20 protein-coding genes, 3 tRNA genes and 2 pseudogenes are annotated in these 20,392 nt (G+C 60.2%); 1 reads left to right on the plus strand and 24 read right to left on the minus strand.

The features are described 5' to 3' along the window. From MOV61_RS19180 to MOV61_RS19270, 19 genes and pseudogenes are all read right to left on the minus strand, one after another. Positions 1-197 (minus strand): annotated as a pseudogene (locus tag MOV61_RS19180) (biotin--[acetyl-CoA-carboxylase] ligase); the annotation flags it as partial. Between the two features lie 2 nt (positions 198-199). After that, the gene (gene nuoN, locus MOV61_RS19185; RefSeq protein WP_046600129.1) at positions 200-1,642 is read right to left on the minus strand and encodes an NADH-quinone oxidoreductase subunit NuoN; all 1,443 of its coding nucleotides are present in this window, start codon (positions 1,640-1,642) and stop codon (positions 200-202) included. A gap of 18 nt (positions 1,643-1,660) precedes the next feature. Continuing rightward, the gene (locus MOV61_RS19190; RefSeq protein WP_247035256.1) at positions 1,661-3,172 is read right to left on the minus strand and encodes an NADH-quinone oxidoreductase subunit M; all 1,512 of its coding nucleotides are present in this window, start codon (positions 3,170-3,172) and stop codon (positions 1,661-1,663) included. Then, positions 3,172-5,172: an NADH-quinone oxidoreductase subunit L gene (nuoL, locus tag MOV61_RS19195; RefSeq protein ID WP_247137717.1), complete on the minus strand. Its 2,001-nt coding sequence runs from the start codon at positions 5,170-5,172 to the stop codon at positions 3,172-3,174. The genes MOV61_RS19190 and nuoL overlap by 1 nt, the downstream gene beginning before the upstream one ends. Before the next feature lie 7 nt (positions 5,173-5,179). Next, complete coding sequence (nuoK, locus tag MOV61_RS19200) at positions 5,180-5,488, minus strand: NADH-quinone oxidoreductase subunit NuoK (protein ID WP_007772674.1); 309 nt, start codon at positions 5,486-5,488, stop codon at positions 5,180-5,182. A gap of 23 nt (positions 5,489-5,511) precedes the next feature. Then, positions 5,512-6,126, minus strand: a complete 615-nt coding sequence (locus MOV61_RS19205; RefSeq protein ID WP_038541992.1) for an NADH-quinone oxidoreductase subunit J — start codon at positions 6,124-6,126, stop codon at positions 5,512-5,514. A 143-nt stretch (positions 6,127-6,269) separates the two neighbouring features. Beyond that, positions 6,270-6,761 carry an NADH-quinone oxidoreductase subunit NuoI gene (gene nuoI, locus MOV61_RS19210; RefSeq protein WP_037080524.1) on the minus strand — a complete coding sequence of 164 codons (492 nt, stop codon included), beginning with the start codon at positions 6,759-6,761 and terminating at the stop codon, positions 6,270-6,272. A gap of 52 nt (positions 6,762-6,813) precedes the next feature. Further along, positions 6,814-7,857 (minus strand): NADH-quinone oxidoreductase subunit NuoH, encoded by a 1,044-nt coding sequence (nuoH, locus tag MOV61_RS19215; protein WP_247137718.1) that lies wholly within the window; start codon positions 7,855-7,857, stop codon positions 6,814-6,816. An 8-nt stretch (positions 7,858-7,865) separates the two neighbouring features. Beyond that, positions 7,866-9,947, minus strand: a complete 2,082-nt coding sequence (gene nuoG / locus MOV61_RS19220) for an NADH-quinone oxidoreductase subunit NuoG (RefSeq protein ID WP_247137719.1) — start codon at positions 9,945-9,947, stop codon at positions 7,866-7,868. A gap of 71 nt (positions 9,948-10,018) precedes the next feature. Further along, positions 10,019-10,735 (minus strand): 5' DNA nuclease, encoded by a 717-nt coding sequence (locus MOV61_RS19225; protein ID WP_247137720.1) that lies wholly within the window; start codon positions 10,733-10,735, stop codon positions 10,019-10,021. A 4-nt stretch (positions 10,736-10,739) separates the two neighbouring features. Beyond that, entirely contained in the window at positions 10,740-12,044 is a 1,305-nt protein-coding gene (gene nuoF / locus MOV61_RS19230; RefSeq protein ID WP_247039792.1) for an NADH-quinone oxidoreductase subunit NuoF, read from the minus strand. An 89-nt stretch (positions 12,045-12,133) separates the two neighbouring features. Continuing rightward, entirely contained in the window at positions 12,134-13,075 is a 942-nt protein-coding gene (gene nuoE / locus MOV61_RS19235; RefSeq protein ID WP_247137721.1) for an NADH-quinone oxidoreductase subunit NuoE, read from the minus strand. Between the two features lie 16 nt (positions 13,076-13,091). Next, on the minus strand, positions 13,092-13,349 hold the full coding sequence (locus MOV61_RS19240; RefSeq protein WP_038585690.1) for a hypothetical protein: 258 nt from the start codon (positions 13,347-13,349) through the stop codon (positions 13,092-13,094). Further along, complete coding sequence (locus MOV61_RS19245) at positions 13,349-14,539, minus strand: NADH-quinone oxidoreductase subunit D (protein ID WP_247137722.1); 1,191 nt, start codon at positions 14,537-14,539, stop codon at positions 13,349-13,351. The genes MOV61_RS19240 and MOV61_RS19245 overlap by 1 nt, the downstream gene beginning before the upstream one ends. 78 nt (positions 14,540-14,617) lie before the next feature. Next, positions 14,618-15,220 (minus strand): NADH-quinone oxidoreductase subunit C, encoded by a 603-nt coding sequence (locus tag MOV61_RS19250; protein WP_038549024.1) that lies wholly within the window; start codon positions 15,218-15,220, stop codon positions 14,618-14,620. 32 nt (positions 15,221-15,252) lie between these two features. Then, positions 15,253-15,834: an NADH-quinone oxidoreductase subunit B family protein gene (locus MOV61_RS19255; RefSeq protein ID WP_007754646.1), complete on the minus strand. Its 582-nt coding sequence runs from the start codon at positions 15,832-15,834 to the stop codon at positions 15,253-15,255. Continuing rightward, positions 15,825-16,190 (minus strand): NADH-quinone oxidoreductase subunit A, encoded by a 366-nt coding sequence (locus tag MOV61_RS19260; RefSeq protein ID WP_007754643.1) that lies wholly within the window; start codon positions 16,188-16,190, stop codon positions 15,825-15,827. Before MOV61_RS19260 ends, MOV61_RS19255 begins: the two co-directional genes overlap by 10 nt. Before the next feature lie 264 nt (positions 16,191-16,454). Then, positions 16,455-16,531 (minus strand) — tRNA-Asp (locus MOV61_RS19265). Between the two features lie 71 nt (positions 16,532-16,602). Further along, a tRNA-Asp gene (locus MOV61_RS19270) sits at positions 16,603-16,679 on the minus strand. A gap of 276 nt (positions 16,680-16,955) precedes the next feature. Between MOV61_RS19270 and MOV61_RS19275 the strand changes: the two genes are divergently transcribed. Beyond that, positions 16,956-17,031 (plus strand) — tRNA-Val (locus MOV61_RS19275). A 346-nt stretch (positions 17,032-17,377) separates the two neighbouring features. Here MOV61_RS19275 and MOV61_RS30610 read toward each other — a convergent pair. From MOV61_RS30610 to MOV61_RS19300, 5 genes and pseudogenes are all read right to left on the minus strand, one after another. Then, positions 17,378-17,504, minus strand: a pseudogene (locus MOV61_RS30610) (transposase); the annotation flags it as partial. A 125-nt stretch (positions 17,505-17,629) separates the two neighbouring features. Next, positions 17,630-18,589 carry a transglutaminase-like domain-containing protein gene (locus tag MOV61_RS19285; protein WP_247137723.1) on the minus strand — a complete coding sequence of 320 codons (960 nt, stop codon included), beginning with the start codon at positions 18,587-18,589 and terminating at the stop codon, positions 17,630-17,632. 80 nt (positions 18,590-18,669) lie between these two features. After that, positions 18,670-19,335, minus strand: coding sequence for a hypothetical protein (locus MOV61_RS19290; protein ID WP_247137724.1), 666 nt, complete (start codon positions 19,333-19,335; stop codon positions 18,670-18,672). Beyond that, the gene (locus tag MOV61_RS19295; RefSeq protein ID WP_247137725.1) at positions 19,301-20,065 is read right to left on the minus strand and encodes an RHS repeat-associated core domain-containing protein; all 765 of its coding nucleotides are present in this window, start codon (positions 20,063-20,065) and stop codon (positions 19,301-19,303) included. The genes MOV61_RS19290 and MOV61_RS19295 overlap by 35 nt, the downstream gene beginning before the upstream one ends. 98 nt (positions 20,066-20,163) lie before the next feature. Beyond that, positions 20,164-20,392, minus strand: a 229-nt coding sequence (locus MOV61_RS19300; protein ID WP_247137726.1) for an RHS repeat-associated core domain-containing protein, incomplete at its 5' end; no start/stop codon positions are given.

Consider the following 20,392-nt stretch of genomic DNA (forward strand, 5'->3'; position numbering starts at 1 on the left):
TAGAGATTGCCGGGTTCCGATGGCCAGGCCCGGCCACGGCGACCACGGCCGGCGAGCTGGCGCGTCGCGGTCAGCCACAACAAACCGGAATCGCCCGCGCGAGCGCGGGCGAGACATTCGCTATTGGTGGATCCGACTTCATCGAGCGCCTCGTGGCGGAACGCATCGAGCGAGAAGCGGTCCCTTGCTCCCGGCATTCTCAGAAGAAGGACTTCGCGGCGGCACTTGCCGCCGTGCCGATCGGTCCGCCGATCAGCACATAGGCCGTGACGAAGAGACCGGAAAGGCCGAAGACCAAGCGCAGTTCGCCGGAGATGCGGGCAAACTCGCCCTTGGCTTCATCGAACCACATCAGCTTGACGATGCGCAGGTAATAATAGGCGCCGACGACCGAGGAGAGCACGCCGATGACCGCCAGCGCATAAAGCTTGGCTTCGATCGCCGCGACGAACACGAAATACTTGGCGAAGAAGCCTGCGAGCGGCGGAATGCCGGCCATCGAGAACATCAGCGCGGTCAGCACCACCGCCATGAACGGCTTGGTGGAGGACAGGCCGGCGAGATCGTCGACATTCTCGACATTGCCGCCTTCCTTGCGACGCATCGCCATGATGCAGGCGAAGGTGCCCAAGGTCATGACCATGTAGATGGTCATGTAAAGGACGACGCCGGAGACACCCGTTTCGGAGCCGGCGGCAAGGCCGACAAGGGCGTAGCCCATGTGGCCGATCGAGGAATAGGCCATCAGTCGCTTGATGTTGCGCTGGCCGATCGCGGCAAACGAGCCGAGCAGCATCGAAGCGATCGAGACGAAAACGATGATCTGGCGCCAGTCGGCGATGATCGGCAGGAAGGCATCCGAAGCGATGCGGACGAGGATCGCCATGGCGGCGACCTTCGGACCAGCGGCGAAGAAGGCCGTGACCGGGGTCGGTGCGCCTTCGTACACGTCCGGCGTCCACATGTGGAACGGCACGGCGGAGATCTTGAAGCAGGCGCCGGCGAGCACGAAGACCATGCCGAAGATCAAGCCCAGGCCACGGGTCTCGGCGGAGAGAACCTTGGCGATGCCTTCGAAGCCGGTATTGCCGGTGAAGCCGTAGACCAGCGACATGCCGTAAAGCATCATGCCGGAGGAGAGCGCGCCGAGGACGAAGTATTTCAGGCCGGCTTCGGTCGAGCGCAGGCTGTCCCGGTTGAAGGCGGCAATGACGTAGAGCGCCAGCGACATCAGTTCGAGGGCGAGATAGAAGGCGATCAGGTCGTTCGCCGAGATCAGCAGCAGCATACCGAGCGTCGACAGAACCAGAAGCACCGGGAACTCGAAGCGGTTGAGCTGATCCGACTTCGCATGGCCGACGGACATGACCATGGCGGTGATCGAGCCGATGAGCGCCAGGACCTTCATGAAGCGGCCGAAGGCATCCAGCTTGAAGGCGCCGCCGTAGGCAACGCCCTCGCCTGGCATGAAGATCAGCCACAGGCCGGCAACCGCCAGCAGCGCCACCGCCAGCCCCGTCACCGTCGGCGCGGACTTGTCGCCGGAGAAGACGCCGATCATCAGAAGAGCGAGCGCGCCCACGGCCAGGATGATCTCCGGCATCGAGAGCTGCAAGCTTAGGGAGAGAATTTCAGCGGTCATGTCCAGTCTTGTCCCGTCTCAGTGCACGTTGAGTGCAAGGTCTTTCGCCGCTGCCAGGGCTGCGGAATAATTGTTCACCAGCATGTCCACCGATGCTGCCGTCGCATCGAAGATCGGCGCCGGATAGAAGCCGTAGAAGATGGTGACGGCGATCAGCGGATAGAGGATGAGCTTTTCGCGGCCGGAAAGGTCGAGCAATGCCTTGAGGCTTTCCTTCTCGAGTGCCCCGAAGATGACCCGGCGATAGAGCCAGAGCGCATAGGAGGCCGAGAGAATGACGCCGGTCGCCGCGAACAGCGCCACCCAGGTGTTGACCCGGAAGACACCGATGATCGTCAGGAATTCGCCGATGAAGCCGGACGTGCCCGGCAGGCCGACGTTTGCCATGGTGAAGATCATGAAGGCGACGGCATATTTCGGCATGTTGTTGACGAGGCCGCCATAAGCGGAGATCTCGCGGGTGTGGAGCCGGTCATAGACAACGCCGACGCAGAGGAAGAGCGCCCCCGAGACGACGCCGTGCGACAGCATCTGGAAGAGCGCGCCTTGCACGCCCTGAACGTTCGCCGCAAAGATGCCCATGGTTACGTAGCCCATGTGAGCGACCGAGGAATAGGCGATCAGCTTCTTGATGTCGTCCTGCATCATCGCCACCAGCGAGGTGTAGATGATGGCGATCACCGACAGCGAGAAGACCAGCGGCGCGAAATGTTCCGACGCGATCGGCAGCATGGCGAGCGAAAAACGGATCATCCCGTAGCCGCCGAGCTTCAGCATGACGCCGGCAAGGATCACCGAGCCCGCAGTCGGAGCCTGGACGTGCGCGTCCGGAAGCCAGGTATGCACCGGCCACATCGGCATCTTGACCGAGAAGGCTGCAAAACAGGCGAGCCAGAGCCAGGTCTGCATGCCGGCCGGGAAACCGTATTTCAAGAGTTCGGTAATGTCGGTGGTGCCGGCCTGCCAGTACATCGCCATGATGGCGAGCATCATCAGCACCGAGCCGAGCAGCGTATAGAGGAAGAACTTGTAGGACGCGTAGACGCGGTCCTTGCCGCCCCAGACGCCGATGATGACGAACATCGGAATGAGGGTCGCTTCGAAGAAGACGTAGAAGAGCACGACGTCGAGCGAAACGAAGACGCCGGTCATGACCACTTCCAGAAGCAGGAAGGCGATCATGTATTCCTTGAGGCGCTTCTCGATCGTATTCCAGCTGGCGAGCACGCAGAACGGCATCAGGAAGGTCGTCAGGATGACGAACAGCATGGAGATGCCGTCGACGCCGAGATGATAGGAGATGCCGGTGCCGAGCCAGTTGTGCTTCTCGACCATCTGAAAGCCGGAATTCGAATTGTCGAAACCGATCCAGACGAACAGCGAGACGATGAAGGTGAAAACCGTCGTGAACAGCGAGACGTTGAGGATATTACGGCGCCCGAAGGGGCCGTCTTCCCGTGTCAGAAGCAGCAACAGTACGCCGACCAGCGGCAGGAAGGTGACCGTCGAGAGAATTGGCCAGTCGGTCATTAGATCGAGCTCCCGAGCATCATCCAGGTGACGAGGGCGGCGATGCCGATCAGCATCGCGAACGCATAATGATAGAGGTAACCGGACTGCAACTTGACCACCCGGTTGGTGACGTCGACCACGCGGGCGGCAACGCCGTTCGGGCCGTAGGTATCGATGACGCCGATGTCACCCTTCTTCCACAGGAACCGGCCGAGCGCCTTGGCGGAACGGACGAAGAGGAAGTCGTAGAGTTCGTCGAAATACCACTTGTTGAGCAGGAACTCGTAGAGGACCTTCTGCGAAGCGGCGAGACGACGGGGGGTCGACGGCGACTTGATGTAGAAATACCAGGCCGTGACGAAGCCGACCGCCATGGCGATGAACGGGCTCCAGGCGACCAGGACCGGCACGTGATGGAACTCTTCGAGGATCTTGTTTTCCGGAAGCGTGAACAGCGCGCCCTTCCAGAACTCGGGATATTCGTGGCCGAAGAAATAACCTTCGAACAGCACGCCGGCGACAACCGCTCCGGCAGCAAGGATATAGAGCGGCGCCAGCATGACCATCGGCGATTCATGCACATGGTGCATGACGTCGGCCGATGCGCGCGGCTTGCCGAAGAAGGTCATGAACGCGAGGCGCCAGGAATAGAAGCTGGTGAACAGCGCTGCGATGACCAGAAGCGTGAAGGCGAAGCCCGCCACCGGCGAATGCGACGAATAGGCGCTTTCGATGATCACGTCCTTGGAGAAGAAGCCGGCGAAACCGAGCATCGTTCCGGGGATACCCACGCCGGTCAGCGCCAACGTGCCGATCGTCATCATCCAGAAGGTGACCGGAATGTGCTTACGAAGGCCGCCCATGTAGCGCATGTCCTGTTCGCCGTCGACGGCATGAATGACCGAGCCGGCGCCAAGGAACAGCAGCGCCTTGAAGAAGGCATGCGTGAACAGGTGGAAGATCGCCGCGCCGTAAGCGCCGAGGCCGAGCGCCACGAACATGTAGCCGAGCTGCGAGCAGGTCGAATAGGCGATGACGCGCTTGATGTCGTTCTGGACGAGGCCGACGGTCGCCGCGAAGAAAGCGGTGATCGCGCCGATGACGGTGACGACAAGCAGAGCATTGGGCGACAGTTCGAAGATCGGCGACATGCGGGCGACGAGGAAGACGCCGGCCGTCACCATGGTCGCGGCATGGATAAGCGCCGAAACCGGGGTCGGGCCTTCCATAGCGTCCGGCAGCCAGGTGTGCAGCAGGAACTGCGCCGACTTGCCCATCGCGCCCATGAACAGCAGCAGGCAGACGATGGTGATCGCACCGCTCTTCGTCACCTCCATGCCGAAGATGTTGGCGATGACCTGAGACGCCTCCGGAGCGCCTGCGGCCGGCAGATAGGTGGCGGCAGCGGCGAAGATCGTCTCGAAGCTGATCGAGCCGAACAGCACGAAGACGCCGGCAATGCCGAGCACGAAACCGAAGTCGCCGACGCGGTTGACGATGAAGGCCTTCATGGCGGCGGCGGATGCAGACGGCTTCTTGAACCAGAAACCGATGAGCAGGTAGGACGCCAGACCGACGCCCTCCCAGCCGAAGAACATCTGGGCGAGGTTGTCGGCCGTAACCAGCATCAGCATCGCGAAGGTGAACAGCGACAGGTAGGCGAAGAAGCGCGGGCGATGCGGGTCGTGGTGCATGTAGCCGATCGAATAGACATGCACGAGCGTCGAGACGGTGTTGACGACGACGAACATAACCGCCGTCAGCGTATCGACGCGGAAGGCCCATTCGACGTCGATGCCGCCGGACTGGATCCAGCGCATGACCGGAACCTTGATCACTTCGCCTGCTTCGCCATGGGCGAGCGCGACGTTGAAGAAGACGATCCAGGAGAGCACGCCAGCTATGATCATCAGGCCGCTGGTGACGTATTCGGACGCCTTTGCGCCGATCGAGCGGCCGAACAGGCCGGCGATCAGGAAGCCGATCAGGGGAAGAAAGACGATTGCCTTGTAGATCATGACCCGATCAGCCCTTCATCATATTGACGTCTTCGACGGCGATCGAACCGCGATTGCGGTAGAAGACGACGAGAATTGCAAGACCGATGGCCGCTTCGGCGGCCGCCACGGTCAGAATGAACAATGCGAAGACCTGGCCGACGATGTCGTTCAGGAAGGAGGAGAAGGCCACCATGTTCAGGTTGACCGAGAGCAGGATAAGCTCCACCGACATCAGGATGATGATGACGTTCTTGCGGTTCAGGAAGATGCCGAAGACGCCGAGCGTGAAGAGGATGGCGCTGACCGTGAGGTAATGGGAAAGTCCGATTTCCATTTTTCTTGTTCCTTGTTCCCGCCTCAGACGCCCTGGCCCGGCTTGACCTTGACCACTTCGACAGCGGTCGCGGGCGTACGGGCCACCTGCTGTGATATGTCCTGACGCTTGATGTTGGTGCGGTGACGCAGCGTCAGCACGATCGCGCCGATCATCGCCACCAGAAGCACCAGGCCGGCGATCTGGAAGAAGTAGACGTAATTCGTATAGAGCACGTCGCCGAGCGCCGCCGTGTTGGTGCGGGTCGCCGGGTTCGGGATCGGCATGGTGATCGATTTCGCCGCTTCCGGGGTGAGCACGCTGCCACCGACAACGACCACCAGTTCCGCAGCCACGATAAGGCCGATCAATATGCCGATCGGCGCATATTGCAGCACGCCGGAGCGCAGTTCAGCAAAGTCGATGTCGAGCATCATGACGACGAAGAGGAAGAGAACCGCGACGGCGCCGATATAGACGACCAGCAGGATCATCGCCAGGAATTCGGCGCCTGTCAGCAGGAAGAGACCGGCGGCGTTGAAGAAGACCAGGATGAGGAACAGCACCGAGTGCACCGGGTTCTTGGCCGAAATGACCATGAACGCCGACGCCACCGCGATGAACGCGAAGAGATAGAAGAAGATTGCCTGCAGACCCATCGTGGTGCCTTTTCGTCCCTCACCGGGATCGGGGCGAATGCCCCTACCCGTCGAAACCCGGCCTTGTGATATGCGCCGGGTATTTCATCCAGATGTCACCGGCACCGCCCGCTGATTGGGGGCGCCGGACAAATCACCCCGCCTTAGCGGTAGGGCGCATCGATTGCCATGTTGCGAGCGATTTCGCGCTCCCAGCGGTCGCCGTTTTCCAACAGACGCGCCTTGTCGAAATAGAGTTCTTCGCGCGTCTCGGTCGAGAATTCGAAATTCGGCCCCTCGACGATCGCATCAACCGGGCAGGCTTCCTGGCAGAAGCCGCAATAGATGCACTTCACCATGTCGATATCGTAACGCACCGTGCGGCGGGTGCCGTCGTTGCGGCGCGGGCCGGCCTCGATGGTGATCGCCTGGGCAGGACAGATCGCCTCGCAGAGCTTGCAGGCGATGCAGCGTTCCTCGCCGTTCGGATAACGGCGCAGCGCATGCTCGCCACGGAAACGCGGGGAGACGGGGCCCTTTTCGAACGGGTAGTTGATCGTCGCCTTCTGCTTGAAGAAGTAGCGCATCGACAGGAAGAACGCCCCGACGAACTCCTTCAGGAACAGCGAATTCACGGCCTGGCCGAGACTTGCCATCTTTATTCTCCAATGATGCTAAAAGCTTGGGCGGACATGTTCACGGTCATGATCATGCCCATCCCGCCAGCTTCAGCACGAATGCGGTAATGACGACCATGGCGAGCGACAGCGGCAGGAAGATCTTCCAGCCGAGGCGCATGAGCTGGTCGTAGCGGTAGCGCGGAACGAAGGCCTTCACCATGGCGAACATGAAGAAGACGAGCATCGACTTCAGCATGAACCAGACGATGCCCGGTACCCAGTTGAGGAGCCCGATATCGACCGGCGGCAGCCAGCCCCCGAGGAACAGGATGGTCGTCAGCGCGCACATCAGGCAGACAGCTGCGTATTCGCCGAGCATGAACATCATGTATGGCGACGAGCCATACTCGACCATGAAGCCGGCAACCAGTTCCGATTCCGCTTCGGGAAGATCGAAAGGCGGGCGGTTCGTTTCGGCAAGCGCCGAGATGAAGAACACCACGAACATCGGGAACAGCGCCAGCCAGTGCCAATCCAGGAAGGAAGCAGGCAGGCCCATCCTCGTGCCGAGGCCGTCATGCTGGGCATTGACGATATCGGTGAGGTTCAGCGAGCCGACGCAGAGCAGAACGGTGACGATGACGAAGCCGATCGAGACTTCATAGGAGACCATCTGCGCCGCCGAGCGGAGCGCGCCGAGGAACGGATATTTCGAGTTCGAAGCCCAGCCACCCATGATGATGCCGTAGACTTCGAGCGAGGAGATCGCAAAGATATAGAGGATGCCGACATTGATGTTGGCAATCACCCATCCGTCCGCGAGCGGCACCACCGCCCAGGTCGACAGAGCCAGAAGCACGGCGACCAGCGGTGCGAGCAGGAAGACGGCCTTGTTGGCGCCAGCCGGAATGACCGGCTCCTTGAAGACGAACTTCAAAAGGTCGGCGAAGGACTGGAACAGGCCGAAGGGGCCGACGACGTTCGGGCCGCGGCGCAGCTGGACCGCCGCCCAGATCTTGCGGTCGGCAAGTAGAACATAGGCGATGAAGACGAGCAGGCAGACCAGCAGAAGCAGCGACTGCGCGACCATGACGATGCCCGGCCAGACGTAGATGGAAAAGAACGAGTCCATGTTCAAAATTACTCCGCCGCAGCCTGGAAATTGTTGCGGGCCAATGCCGAGCATTCAGCCATGACGGCCGAAGCGCGAGCGATCGGGTTCGTCAAATAGAAGTCTTTGATCGGCGACGCAAACCCGGACTTGGTCATACCACCGGCTTTTTGGCCAAGTGCGGCAATTTCGTTCACCGAGCCCGCTGCAATCTCGTCGACGGCGGCGAAATGCGGGTAGTCGGCATAGAGTTTTGCACGTAGGGCGCTCAGCGAATCAAATGGCAGTTTGTTTCCGAGCACATCGGAGAGCGCGCGGATGATCGCCCAGTCTTCGCGAGCCTCGCCCGGCGCGAAGCCGGCGCGGTTGCCCATCTGGACGCGGCCTTCGGTATTGACCCAGGTGCCGGACTTTTCCGTATAGGCCGCCCCCGGCAGGATGACGTCGGCATTGTGCGCGCCGGCATCGCCGTGGCTGCCGATATAGACGGTGAACTTGGCGCCCTTCTTCGAGAAGTCGAGTTCGTCGGCGCCGAGCAGGAAGAGGACGTCCATGCCGGCCAGCTGGGCGCTGGCATTGACGCCCTTCGCACCCGGCACGAAGCCGAGGTCGAGGCCGCCGACACGGGCAGCGGCCGTGTGCAGGACCGCAAAGCCGTTCCACTCATCGGTCAGCGCACCGACCGAGCCGGCAAGCTGGGCGGCCGAGCTAAGGATCGCCGCGCCGTCGGCACGGGAAAGAGCCCCCTGCCCCACGATGATCATCGGGTTCTTTGCAGCCCGCAGCTTGTCGGCGAAGCTGTTTGCGCCGGATGCGAGGTCGGACAGCGTTTCGGCGCCTGCACCGAGATAGTCGTAGACGTAACGCAGTTCGCTGACTTCGCCGATCACGCCGATCGGGAAGTTGCCGCGGCGGAAGCGCTTGCGGATGCGAGCGTTGAGGACGGCTGCCTCGAGGCGCGGATTGGCGCCGATCAGGAGCAGTGCGCCCGCCTGTTCGATGCCTTCGATGGTCGGGTTGAAGATATAGCTTGCGCGGCCGAGCGACGGATCAAGCGCCGTCCCGTCCTGGCGACAGTCGAGGTTTTCCGATCCGAGCGACCGGATCAGCTCCTTCAGGGCATACATTTCTTCGACCGAAGCCAGATCGCCGGCGATCGCGCCGATCTTTGCAGCGGACGTTGCGGAAACCGCAGCCTTGATGGCGCCGAAGGCGTCGCCCCAGGATGCAGCCTGAAGGCGGCCGTCCCTGCGGACGTAGGGCCGGTCGAGGCGCTGGGTCTTCAGCCCGTCCCAGATGAAGCGGGTCTTGTCGGAGATCCACTCCTCGTTCACCTGCTCGTTGACGCGCGGCATGATGCGCATCACTTCGCGGCCACGGGTATCGACGCGGATCGCCGAGCCGACGGCGTCCATCACGTCGATCGATTCGGTCTTGTTGAGCTCCCACGGACGGGCGGTGAAGGCGAAGGGACGCGAGGTCAGCGCACCGACCGGGCAAAGGTCGATGACATTGCCCTGCAGTTCCGACGTCATGGCGCTTTCGAGATAGGTGGTGATCTCGGCATCCTCGCCGCGGCCGATCAGGCCGAGTTCGGAAATGCCGCCGACTTCGGTGGTGAAGCGGACGCAGCGCGTGCAGTGGATGCAGCGGTTCATCACGGTCTTGACCAGCGGGCCGATATACTTGTCTTCGACCGCACGCTTGTTTTCCGTGTAGCGCGAGCTGTCGATGCCGAAGGCCATCGCCTGGTCCTGCAGGTCGCATTCACCGCCCTGGTCGCAGATCGGGCAATCCAGCGGATGGTTGATCAGCAGGAATTCCATCACGCCTTCGCGGGCCTTCTTGACCATCGGCGTATTGGTGAAGATTTCCGGCAGCTCGCCGTTCGGGCCGCCGCGGACATCGCGCACACCCATGGCGCAGGAGGCTGCCGGCTTCGGCGGTCCGCCCTTCACTTCGATCAAACACATGCGGCAGTTGCCGGCGACCGAAAGACGTTCGTGGAAACAAAAGCGCGGGACCTCGGCGCCGGCTTCCTCGCATGCCTGAAGCAGCGTGAAATGATCCGGAACTTCGACCTCTTTGCCGTCAACCTTCAGCTTAACCATCGTCTCACTTACGTCCTTAGTTCCATCCTTTGGGTCTCCTGGGGGTCAGGCGACTCGGGGGACATGTTCTTTTATTTCAACAGAGCTTTCGCCTGGCCGACCCAGTCGTCGCGGCTGATGCGTCCCTCGAAACCCAATTGCTTGTCGAAGCGGGCAATATCGGCTTCGTTCCAGGCAGCGACCTGCGCAAGGCTCGTCACGCCCATGTCATTCAGGACCCCTTCCAGCTTCGGGCCGATGCCCGAAATTTGCTTCAAGTCGCCGCCCGCAGGTGCCTTGGCCGTCTTCGCCTTCGCCGGCTTTACCGGAGCCGGCTGCCTGGCCGAAACCTTCGGAGCGGCCTTGGGCGCAGCTTTTGCCGGCGCAGCCTTGGCGGCCGGCTTCTTGACCGGTTCGGCAACGGGTGCCGCCTTGAGAACCGGAGCAGCTGCCTTGCGCGGCGCCTTCGGCTTTTCGGCGAGCGGCGCGGGCTTTGCGGCAACGGCAGCAACAACCGGCTCCACGACCAATGGTGTTTCCACAGGCGCCGGAGCTTTGGCGGGTGTCGCGGCGGTCGGTTTTTCCTCGGTCGCCTTCTGGCGGCTACCTGCTTCCATCGCGCCCTGCAACGCGCCGAAGAACACCCCGGCCATCTGCGTGGCAATACCGAAACCGATCGCGGTTGCGGCAGCCATGTTCGCCATCAGCGGATTGAGCTTCATTGCCTCGGAAAAATCGGGCATGCGCGCTGGATCGAGCGCCGGACGATCCGTCGCCTCCCGTTCATGCTCTTTGCCCGATTTCGTCACGTGGCTACTCCGCAGCTTCCAGGACGGCGCCATGCGCCGTCGCGTTTCGGGTATACTGGTCGATACGTGCTTCGATCTCCGGACGGAAATGCCGGATCAAGCCCTGGACAGGCCAGGCCGCCGCATCGCCGAGCGCGCAGATGGTGTGACCTTCGATCTGCTTGGTCACCTGGAACAGCATGTCGATTTCGCGCTTCTGGGCATTGCCCCTGACCATGCGCTCCAGCACCCGCCACATCCAGCCGGTGCCTTCGCGGCACGGCGTGCACTGGCCGCAGCTCTCGTGCTTGAAGAAGGCCGAGATGCGGGCGATCGCCTTGATGACGTCGGTGGACTTGTCCATGACGATGGCGCCAGCGGTGCCGAAGGAGGAGCCGACGGCACGCAGGCCGTCGAAATCCATCTGGCAATCCATGATGTCCTTGGCCGGCACGATCGGGCAGGACGCGCCGCCCGGAATGACCGCCAGCAGATTGTCCCAGCCGCCGCGGATGCCGCCGGCATGCTTGTCGACCAGCTCGCGGAAGGTGATGCCCATTACTTCTTCGACGGTGCACGGCTTGTTGACGTGGCCGGAGAGCATGAACAGCTTGGTGCCGACATTGTTCGGACGGCCCATGGACGAGAACCAGCCGGCGCCGCGGCGCAGGATAGTCGGGGCAACCGCGATCGATTCGACGTTGTTGACGGTGGTCGGGCAGCCGTAGAGGCCCATGTTGGCCGGGAACGGAGGTTTAAGGCGCGGCTGGCCCTTCTTGCCTTCGAGGCTTTCGAGCAGCGCGGTCTCTTCGCCGCAGATATAGGCGCCGGCGCCGTGGTGGACGTAGATGTCGAAATCCCAGCCGAGCTTGTTGTTGCCGCCGAGCAGGCCGAAATCATAACACTCGTCGATCGCCGCCTGCAGCGCTTCGCGCTCGCGCATGTATTCGCCGCGCACATAGATGTAGGCCGTGTTGGCGCCCATGGCGAAACCGGCGATGACGCAGCCTTCGATCAGCGTATGCGGATCGTGGCGCATGATTTCGCGGTCCTTGCAGGTGCCGGGCTCGGATTCGTCGGCATTGACCACGAGGTAATGCGGACGGCCATCCGATTCCTTCGGCATGAAGGACCACTTGAGGCCGGTCGGGAAGCCTGCGCCGCCGCGGCCGCGAAGGCCCGAAGCCTTCATCTCGTTGATGATCCAGTCCCGGCCCTTCTCGATGATCTCCTTGGTGCCATCCCAATGGCCGCGGCTCATCGCGCCCTTCAGGGACTTGTCCTTGAGGCCGTAGATATTGGTAAAGATGCGATCCTGATCTTTCAACATGATCTATTCCACAAGTCCGTCGCGATTAAGCCGGTTGTCAGTCGATATATTGCAGCCTTTTTCAAAGGCCGCACACAAATTCTCAAATGTCACGACTCACCTTCAGTCGTGGTCTTGCGCCGTGTGCGCTTCGGCTTCAAGTCGCCGGAGACTGCACCCGGTTCCGGCGGCGCGCCTTCCGCGGCACTGCCGGGCGTCTTCGCAGCCGGTTTGCTCTTCGCAGTCGCCGAAGGCGGCTGCTTCTCCGCGGCCTTGGCATTCGCTGTGGCAGCCGCCGGGGCGGTGGCAGGGGTCTTCAACTTCGGGTCCGTCTCCGGCGCCGTGTCCTTGGGACGACCGGCGTCGGCCGGAGGAACGCTTGCAGCTGCCGCGGCCTCTTCGGCGCTCGGATGCAGGTCGAGATTGGTGCGGACCGGCTTGATCTCGTCGTTCAACGTCTGCGGGCCGCCCTCGGGGGCCGAGAAGATGCGGTCGATCTGCGGGCCGGGCTTGATCTCATGGCCCTTACCGGCTTCGAAAGCGTCGATGATCTCTTCGAGACGCTGCGGCGTCAGGTCCTCATAGGCATCCTTGAAGATGATGACCATCGGCGCGTTGACGCAGGCGCCCTGACACTCGACCTCTTCCCACGACAGCGTGCCGTCAGCGTTCAGCGCGAACGGATCGTGATGGATCTTGTGCTGACAGACTTTCATCAGGTCTTCCGCGCCGCGCAGCATGCAGGGCGTGGTGCCGCAGACCTGGATATGGGCGCGGGTGCCGACCGGCTTCAGCTGGAACTGGGTGTAGAAAGTCGCGACTTCGAGGACGCGGATATAGGGCATATCGAGCTTGTTGGCGACGAACTCGATCGCCGCGCGGGTCACCCAGCCATCCTGTTCCTGCGCACGCATCAGGAGCGGGATGACAGCCGATTGCTGCCGGCCTGCCGGATATTTCCTGATCGTTGCCTCGGCCCAGACGGAATTCTCGTCATTGAAGGCGAAAATTGCCGGCTGCACCTGGTCTTCGGCTAATCGACGAACGGACATTCTTTTCCACGCCTTATCAGTTTATGGATCCACACCGCGATTTCGTGAGCGACACGAACTCGCAGGCATAGGCAGACTTGTCTTTCTGCATGAACACTATGAACTTTGTTCCACTGGGAACGGAGGTCTTGATCTCATATCCTTCGGACAGGAGATCGCGCATCGATTTCGATCCGCCGGCTTGCGTCGAAATCGCGCCATCCGTCTGCGCCTGCTGCGCGAGCGCAACCGGGGCGACAGAGATAACGGCAGCGAAAACGACAGCGCGGAGCATCAACGGTCCACCTCGCCGAAGACGATGTCGATCGAGCCAAGCACCGCCGAAACGTCGGCCAGCTGGTGTCCCCGACAGATGAAATCCATGGCCTGGAGATGGGCGTAACCCGGCGCGCGGATCTTGCAGCGATAGGGCTTGTTGGTGCCGTCGGCGACCAGGAAGACGCCGAACTCGCCCTTCGGGGCCTCGACCGCCGTATAAACCTCGCCGGCCGGCACGTGATAACCTTCGGTATAGAGCTTGAAGTGATGGATCAGCGCTTCCATTGACCGCTTCATCTCGCCGCGCTTCGGCGGCACCACCTTGCCGTCCGCAGACGAGAACGGGCCAGTCTTGGCGTCGCCGAGTAGACGGTTGACACACTGCTTCATGATCTTCACCGACTCGCGCATCTCGATCATGCGGATCAGGTAACGATCGTAGCAGTCGCCGTTCTTGCCGATCGGGATGTCGAATTCGAGGTCGGAATAGCACTCGTAAGGCTGCGAGCGGCGCAGGTCCCAGGCAGCGCCCGAGCCGCGCACCATGACGCCGGAAAAGCCCCAGGCCCAGGCGTCTTCGAGCTTGACGACGCCGATATCGACGTTGCGCTGCTTGAAGATGCGGTTGCCGGTGAGCAATTCGTCGATGTCGTCGAGCTTTGCCGGGAATTCATCGCACCACTTGCCGATATCCTCGACCAGTTCCGGCGGCAGGTCCTGATGGACGCCGCCCGGACGGAAATAGGCCGCATGCATGCGCGAGCCCGAGGCGCGCTCATAGAACACCATCAGCTTCTCGCGCTCTTCGAAACCCCAGAGCGGCGGCGTCAGCGCGCCGACGTCCATCGCCTGCGTGGTGACGTTGAGAAGATGCGAAAGGATGCGGCCGATTTCCGAATAGAGCACGCGGATCAGCTGGCCGCGGATCGGGATCTGGATATCCAGGAGCTTTTCGACGGCGAGAGCAAACGCATGCTCCTGGTTCATCGGCGCGACGTAGTCGAGGCGATCGAAATAAGGGATCGCCTGCAGATAGGTCTTGGTCTCGATCAGCTTTTCGGTGCCGCGGTGAAGCAGGCCGATATGCGGATCGACGCGCTCGACGATTTCGCCGTCGAGCTCCAGCACAAGGCGCAACACGCCATGCGCCGCCGGATGCTGCGGTCCGAAATTGATATTGAAATTGCGGACGTTGTGTTCGGTCATTCTGCTTGCTCCATGCCGGGCGAACAATCGCACCGAGCGGGAAAGAAGTGCGGACGGGCGGCGCGGCTGCGCCGATCCCTAAGCTTTCGCCTTTTCGTCGCCGGGCAGCACGTAGTCGGTGCCTTCCCAGGGGCTCAAGAAATCGAAATTGCGGAATTCCTGGCGCAGCTCGACGGGTTCGTAGACGACGCGCTTGGCGTTGTCGTCGTAACGGACCTCGACGAAACCGGTGGTTGGGAAATCCTTGCGCAGCGGATGGCCTTCGAAACCGTAGTCGGTCAGGATGCGGCGCAGGTCCGGATGGCCGGTGAACAGGATGCCATACATGTCCCAGGCTTCGCGCTCGAACCAGTCGGCGCCCGGATAGACCGGGCAGGCAGACGGAACCGGCTCGTCCTCGGCGGTCGCGACCTTGACGCGGATACGCTGGTTCTGGCGCGGCGACAGAAGGTGGTAGACGACGTCGAAACGCTTTTCGCGTGCCGGATAGTCCACTCCGCAGATGTCGATGAAGCTGATGAACCCGCATTGCACGTCGTCGCGCAGGAAGGTCAGCAGCGGCAGCAGGTTTTCCGCGGTCGCCGTCAGCGTCAGTTCGCCATAGGCGATCTGCGCGTCCGCCACGAGGGACGCACGCGCTTCGCGAATATAGGTCGAAAGCTCGTTCAGGGCTTCACTCATGATCTTGTCCAATTACCCTTAGCCTCTGGCCCTCAGCGCTCGATCGTGCCGGTCCGCCGGATCTTCTTCTGCAGCAGAAGCACGCCGTAGAGCAGTGCCTCCGCCGTGGGGGGACAGCCCGGAACATAGATGTCGATCGGCACGACGCGATCGCAGCCACGCACCACCGAGTAGGAATAGTGGTAATAACCGCCGCCATTGGCGCAGGAGCCCATCGAAATGACGTAACGCGGCTCCGGCATCTGGTCGTAGACCTTGCGGAGCGCGGGCGCCATCTTGTTGGTCAGCGTGCCGGCGACGATCATCACGTCCGACTGGCGCGGCGAGGCGCGCGGCGCAAAACCGAAGCGCTCGACGTCATAACGCGGCATCGAAAGCTGCATCATCTCGACCGCGCAGCATGCGAGGCCGAAGGTCATCCACATCAGCGAGCCCGTGCGGGCCCAGGTGATCAGCTCATCCGTGGAGGTGACGAGAAAACCCTTGTCGGCGAGCTCATTGTTGATCTCGCCGAAGAACGCGTCGTCGCTGCCGATGGGCTTGCCGGTATTCGGATCGATAATGCCCTTGGGTTGCGGCGCGACGAGAGTGCTGCCGTTGTCGACTACTCCCATTCCAGCGCTCCTTTCTTCCATTCATATATAAAGCCGATCGTCAGAACGGCGAGGAATACCATCATCGACCAGAAGCCGAACCAGCCGACCGCGCCGAAAGACACGGCCCAGGGAAACAGGAAGGCCACTTCGAGATCGAAGATGATGAAGAGGATCGAAACCAGGTAGAAACGAATGTCGAACTTCATGCGCGCATCGTCGAAGGCATTGAAGCCGCATTCGTAAGCCGAAAGCTTTTCCGAATCGGGCGCCTTGTAGGCGACGGCGAACGGCGCAACCAGAAGCGCGATGCCGATCACCAGGGAAATGCCGATGAAAATCGCGATCGGGATATAGGAAGTGAGGAGTTCACTCATTGTATTCGATCCCAGCTTGCCTGAAGCGTCGGGAGACGACGCCTGAATATCAATGCACAGGCAAAGCGAACGTGCATTGCAACAAGCCGTGGTTAGCGCAGCCGAAGCCCCGGCGCAAGCTTTTTGAATGTCGCATCCTGCGCCAAAATGGAGCAGTTCAAACGATTATCAGCGGCTGTATCATAGCGACAACCTCAGACCGTGACCATGAGGGACCGGTGGCGGCCGGATCGTATCGGGAAGCATGTTCTTCTGGGTGGCGAATGGCGCGAGTGACGGGGCTCGAACCCGCGACCTCCGGCGTGACAGGCCGGCACTCTAACCGACTGAGCTACACCCGCGCATAATGCCGACCAGCGGCAGCCGCCTTATGCGCAAGACGCGCAATCGGCGGAGAGTTCGAATAAGAGAATGGCGCGAGTGACGGGGCTCGAACCCGCGACCTCCGGCGTGACAGGCCGGCACTCTAACCAACTGAGCTACACCCGCGCATTTCTCTTGAGGCCGAAACCTCGGAGCCGGGCGACCTCAATCGCTCGGTTGAGCGGCTAACTAAGAGGTTCGCGATCGGGTGTCAAGCGCGTTTCAAGACAAAAGGATGACGTCCCGTCGCTTTGCCCTCTCCTGCCCCATATGCGCCCCTGTCCAGTCGGCTCTTCCCCAGAATTTTCAAAAAAACATCATGAAAGCCCTTGCGGTTTTTCCGCGATCCGCATAGATCACGGCCACCGACGCGGCGGGCTTTGTTGCTCCGCAATCGCGAACGGGCGATTAGCTCAGTTGGTAGAGCGCCTCGTTTACACCGAGGATGTCGGCGGTTCGAGTCCGTCATCGCCCACCATTCCCCAAAAATCACATTGTTTTCTCATCGCTTTTTCCGGTTTTGTCTCATCTACGCTTTCAACAGCCAAAAGTGAGACACCATTGGGTTTTTGGTAATTAGTGCGACGATCGTACGCGCTTGATATCAACCTTCGCTTGTCAGCCTTTTCGATATAGATTTGAGCGGTTCGAAGATTTGACCATCCGAACACAGCCATCAACATCGGAGCCGTCGCACCACTCTCGGCATAGGCCACGGCCGCAGCCTTTGCATTGTCCGCCCTCAGATCGGCGTTTAATCCCATGGTGTCTGGGATGTTTCGGCGCCCATTCTTTTGCGATTCCAAGCCTGGGGGCGTAGGCTAGGTGTAGTGCGTCAGATATTCCCATCGGTTCAGGGTGTATGACACGGCGTCGCCGAGCTTGGCACCGGCGCGACCTTTGGCGCGATTCGTCGAGCCATACCTTGAGAGCGGTCAGGATGGGCACCGACTTTGTGCAATCGTTTGTGACGGCGACAACAAGAATATGGCCTCACGCTACATCAGAAATCCTCGCGCATGGCGAGAGACATTAAACTAGACTCAACCGCGATGACCTCAGATATAAGACCACCGCTAAGGCGCCTGCCCGTCCTCCGGACGCCATCCCAGTGCTTCAGCTTGGGCGAACGCCGTAATGTTTTCCTGATACCACCTGTCAACCTTGGCCTTCACGTCAGGTGGAATGTCCGAGGGTCGCGTATACTTTCCGGCCAGTTCACGTTGTAGGAGAGCGCTATAAGCACTTCCCTTCTTAACGAGCAGATAAGCGAAATCAGGATAATGTTGAAGAATGGCATCAGCAGTCAATATCGCCGCGTCGAACCTGCCTTCAGCCAAATGATGCTCGACCAGCAATGATGCGATCAAGGCAACGGCTTCGTCATGCCTCAGTGGCCGAAGATAAATTCCTTTGGCGATAGCGTCGTCAGACATCGGCAACTTCTGCCGGTACCAGAGATCCCGCGTAAATCCGCCGCCACTCGTCGCCTCCAGATTCCATGTCGAGCCTGAATCGTCTGTGTATTTGACAAATACATGGAGGGGCGCCTGCGCAAGCGTCATATTCAAACCGAGCCGCTGCCCCAGCGCAAGAAAGAGGATGGGCATGGTAATACAGTTGCCTCGGCGCGTGTACAGGTATCGCTGGAGCAAGCGGTTGGCAGGATCTTCCCCGAGGGGATCGGCAAGATCGTAGGAGAATGGCCGGTGATCGTTCCATTCGCCACTTTCATATAGATAACGCCTGAGCGCTTCGAGCTTCTGGCGATTTCCCGCGCGCTCCCCAGCGATGCCCATAACGTCCGCAGTCATCCGATTGATGGTTGCGCGTGAAGAAGCAGGATCGGCAGCGGGATCCACCAGCTGATCGACGGCGAGCTTTGCTTCAAGCAGGTCCAACTGCTTCCTGAAGAGGCTTTCGACTTCAATGTTTTGAAGGGCGATAGTGCGACGCAGTGGCTCCGAATGCACCGGCGCCACGAAGAGCAAAAGCAATGCAGTCAGAAGAGATAAACAGGAGGATCTCGTTTTCATATGAGTGGCAGATGAATTTCGCCCGTATGCTCCAGAGTCATCGAAGCCCAACTTTGAAAAAAGAATACCATTCCTTAACCCTAAAACTGATGCACCCCCTCAAATACAGGTGCATAATATTTGTTTATTACAGAAATATGCGTCTCGCTGTAGGAAATACCATCCAGAAAATGGCTATTGAAGTACTCTGTCCATTCAGTGTCACTCTTCCCCCCCAAACGTTCGCTTTCTAGAGATGGGGCACGGCTATATACATTTACCGCCAGATCGTACTCAAAGAAGAAAATTCTCTTTAGGCTTTGGTCAAACAATACCATTGGAGTTGTGAGATGCCCGGGAGCAATTTCCTCCAGGATTTCGTAAGAAAACCTCTCGAAGGATAGGGCAAGAAATATGTCAGGCCTGCCGGAAATTATATACTTCTCTTCCAGGAAGACAGAGTTGACATGCTCAGTGATGATGTCGCGGAGGGGCGAGGAGTTGATCGACGCATCATCGTGATCAAGCACCTCGTAAGGGATGGGTATATTTAGCATCGTTCTCTTCGGCAGAGCCAGATAGTTATTCTCCACCTCTACCGAATCCAAAATTTCGGGAACGTGGAGCTCCTCAGCTTGTTCCGGCGTGAGAATGGCGACCCCATTCCTCTCGAAAAAGGAGAGCGCCTTGTCGAGAATAAATGGTTTGCTGACATCTGTGTAAAAAGTCATATCACTTGCCTCTATTCCCTGAGCTTTGAGTCTCATCCGACTTTCTGTCGTCACCCCCGGAGGAGTTTTTGTCCGTGTTCTTTGAAGGGTTCGAAGTCGCTTCGCTTTCCTCATCTTCTAAGAATGAACCTTTTATACTGGATTTCTTTTCCCCTGTTTTTGTCACTGCGAAACCTGGTTTCCCGGTGGACGTTCTTCCTTCATAGGTATCGATTTTCGTGCCGTCAGGCAAAGTGGTGGTTGTACCCCCGCCTTTGTGTTGAGTTTGTACAGCCTCAGGCAAATCTCTTAGCTTCTGCTCAAAATCTGCAGTTCGCCCCTTGACCTCGTAACCCTTCGTCCCGGTGTCTGTCGGTACCGCACCTCCAAAGATCGAGTCTAGATCGGGATTTCCGGTTTTGATTCCAGTGGGGGGATTGGGGGTGTCCTTAAGTGCTTCTTCGTTCTTGAGCGGAGCATTAACAACAGCGATTCCCAACGCCGCGGTAAGGAGTGCGGTGACCCCAGCAAAAAGAGCCTCACATCCTCCCCCAACACATGCGAGTGGGGCAAAGATGGCTACATGCCCATTGGGATCGGATTTATTGACGGGATCGTTCTGGGCATACGCGTATCGGTTTGTGCCGACGCCGTCCTTGGTTGGATCCCAGTCGTCGGGGGAGATGAAGCGTGCGTTGGCGGTTGAGGCGAACGGGGCGGCCAGCATGCTGCAGATGAGGAGCATGGTAAGGACGCGGGCAAGGGACGGCCGGACGAGAGAGCGCATCGAGGGTTTCCGGGTGCGAGAGTTGGAACGCTGCGTGACGGTGGTTTTGTCGGTGGCAGCGAGCGGCTTTGTGTGGGCCGCTCGCCTGGGCGCTCTGTCTACCGGCCGGATGCCGTTGAGGCCGTGCCGTTGGCGGATGCGGAGGATCCGGGTCTGGCGATGGCCGCCGGCAGAGGCCGGAGGACGGTGTTCGCCTGCCGGTCTGCCTCTTGCCCGATGTCGGCCTGGTCATCCTTTTCGATGAACCGTCCGAAGGCGGGGTCGTAATAGCGGGCGTTGAGATACATCAGCCCGGTTTCGACATCGAAGCGTTCGCCGATATAGCCC

Origin of the sequence: Neorhizobium sp. BETTINA12A (assembly GCF_023006485.1) — a bacterium.
Classification (GTDB): Bacteria; Pseudomonadota; Alphaproteobacteria; order Rhizobiales; family Rhizobiaceae; genus Neorhizobium.

Bases quoted from the DNA above. Each gene is read 5' to 3' on its own strand.
- nuoN (WP_046600129.1), bottom strand. From the start codon at position 1,642: ATGACCGCTGAAATTCTCTCCCTAAGCTTGCAGCTCTCGATGCCGGAG.
- MOV61_RS19190 (WP_247035256.1), bottom strand. From the start codon at position 3,172: ATGACCGACTGGCCAATTCTCTCGACGGTCACCTTCCTGCCGCTGGTC.
- nuoL (WP_247137717.1), bottom strand. From the start codon at position 5,172: ATGATCTACAAGGCAATCGTCTTTCTTCCCCTGATCGGCTTCCTGATC.
- nuoK (WP_007772674.1), bottom strand. From the start codon at position 5,488: ATGGAAATCGGACTTTCCCATTACCTCACGGTCAGCGCCATCCTCTTC.
- MOV61_RS19205 (WP_038541992.1), bottom strand. From the start codon at position 6,126: ATGGGTCTGCAGGCAATCTTCTTCTATCTCTTCGCGTTCATCGCGGTG.
- nuoI (WP_037080524.1), bottom strand. From the start codon at position 6,761: ATGGCAAGTCTCGGCCAGGCCGTGAATTCGCTGTTCCTGAAGGAGTTC.
- nuoH (WP_247137718.1), bottom strand. From the start codon at position 7,857: ATGGACTCGTTCTTTTCCATCTACGTCTGGCCGGGCATCGTCATGGTC.
- nuoG (WP_247137719.1), bottom strand. From the start codon at position 9,947: ATGGTTAAGCTGAAGGTTGACGGCAAAGAGGTCGAAGTTCCGGATCAT.
- nuoF (WP_247039792.1), bottom strand. From the start codon at position 12,044: ATGTTGAAAGATCAGGATCGCATCTTTACCAATATCTACGGCCTCAAG.
- nuoE (WP_247137721.1), bottom strand. From the start codon at position 13,075: ATGTCCGTTCGTCGATTAGCCGAAGACCAGGTGCAGCCGGCAATTTTC.
- MOV61_RS19240 (WP_038585690.1), bottom strand. From the start codon at position 13,349: ATGCTCCGCGCTGTCGTTTTCGCTGCCGTTATCTCTGTCGCCCCGGTT.
- MOV61_RS19245 (WP_247137722.1), bottom strand. From the start codon at position 14,539: ATGACCGAACACAACGTCCGCAATTTCAATATCAATTTCGGACCGCAG.
- MOV61_RS19250 (WP_038549024.1), bottom strand. From the start codon at position 15,220: ATGAGTGAAGCCCTGAACGAGCTTTCGACCTATATTCGCGAAGCGCGT.
- MOV61_RS19255 (WP_007754646.1), bottom strand. From the start codon at position 15,834: ATGGGAGTAGTCGACAACGGCAGCACTCTCGTCGCGCCGCAACCCAAG.
- MOV61_RS19260 (WP_007754643.1), bottom strand. From the start codon at position 16,190: ATGAGTGAACTCCTCACTTCCTATATCCCGATCGCGATTTTCATCGGC.
- MOV61_RS19285 (WP_247137723.1), bottom strand. From the start codon at position 18,589: ATGAAAACGAGATCCTCCTGTTTATCTCTTCTGACTGCATTGCTTTTG.
- MOV61_RS19290 (WP_247137724.1), bottom strand. From the start codon at position 19,335: ATGAGACTCAAAGCTCAGGGAATAGAGGCAAGTGATATGACTTTTTAC.
- MOV61_RS19295 (WP_247137725.1), bottom strand. From the start codon at position 20,065: ATGCGCTCTCTCGTCCGGCCGTCCCTTGCCCGCGTCCTTACCATGCTC.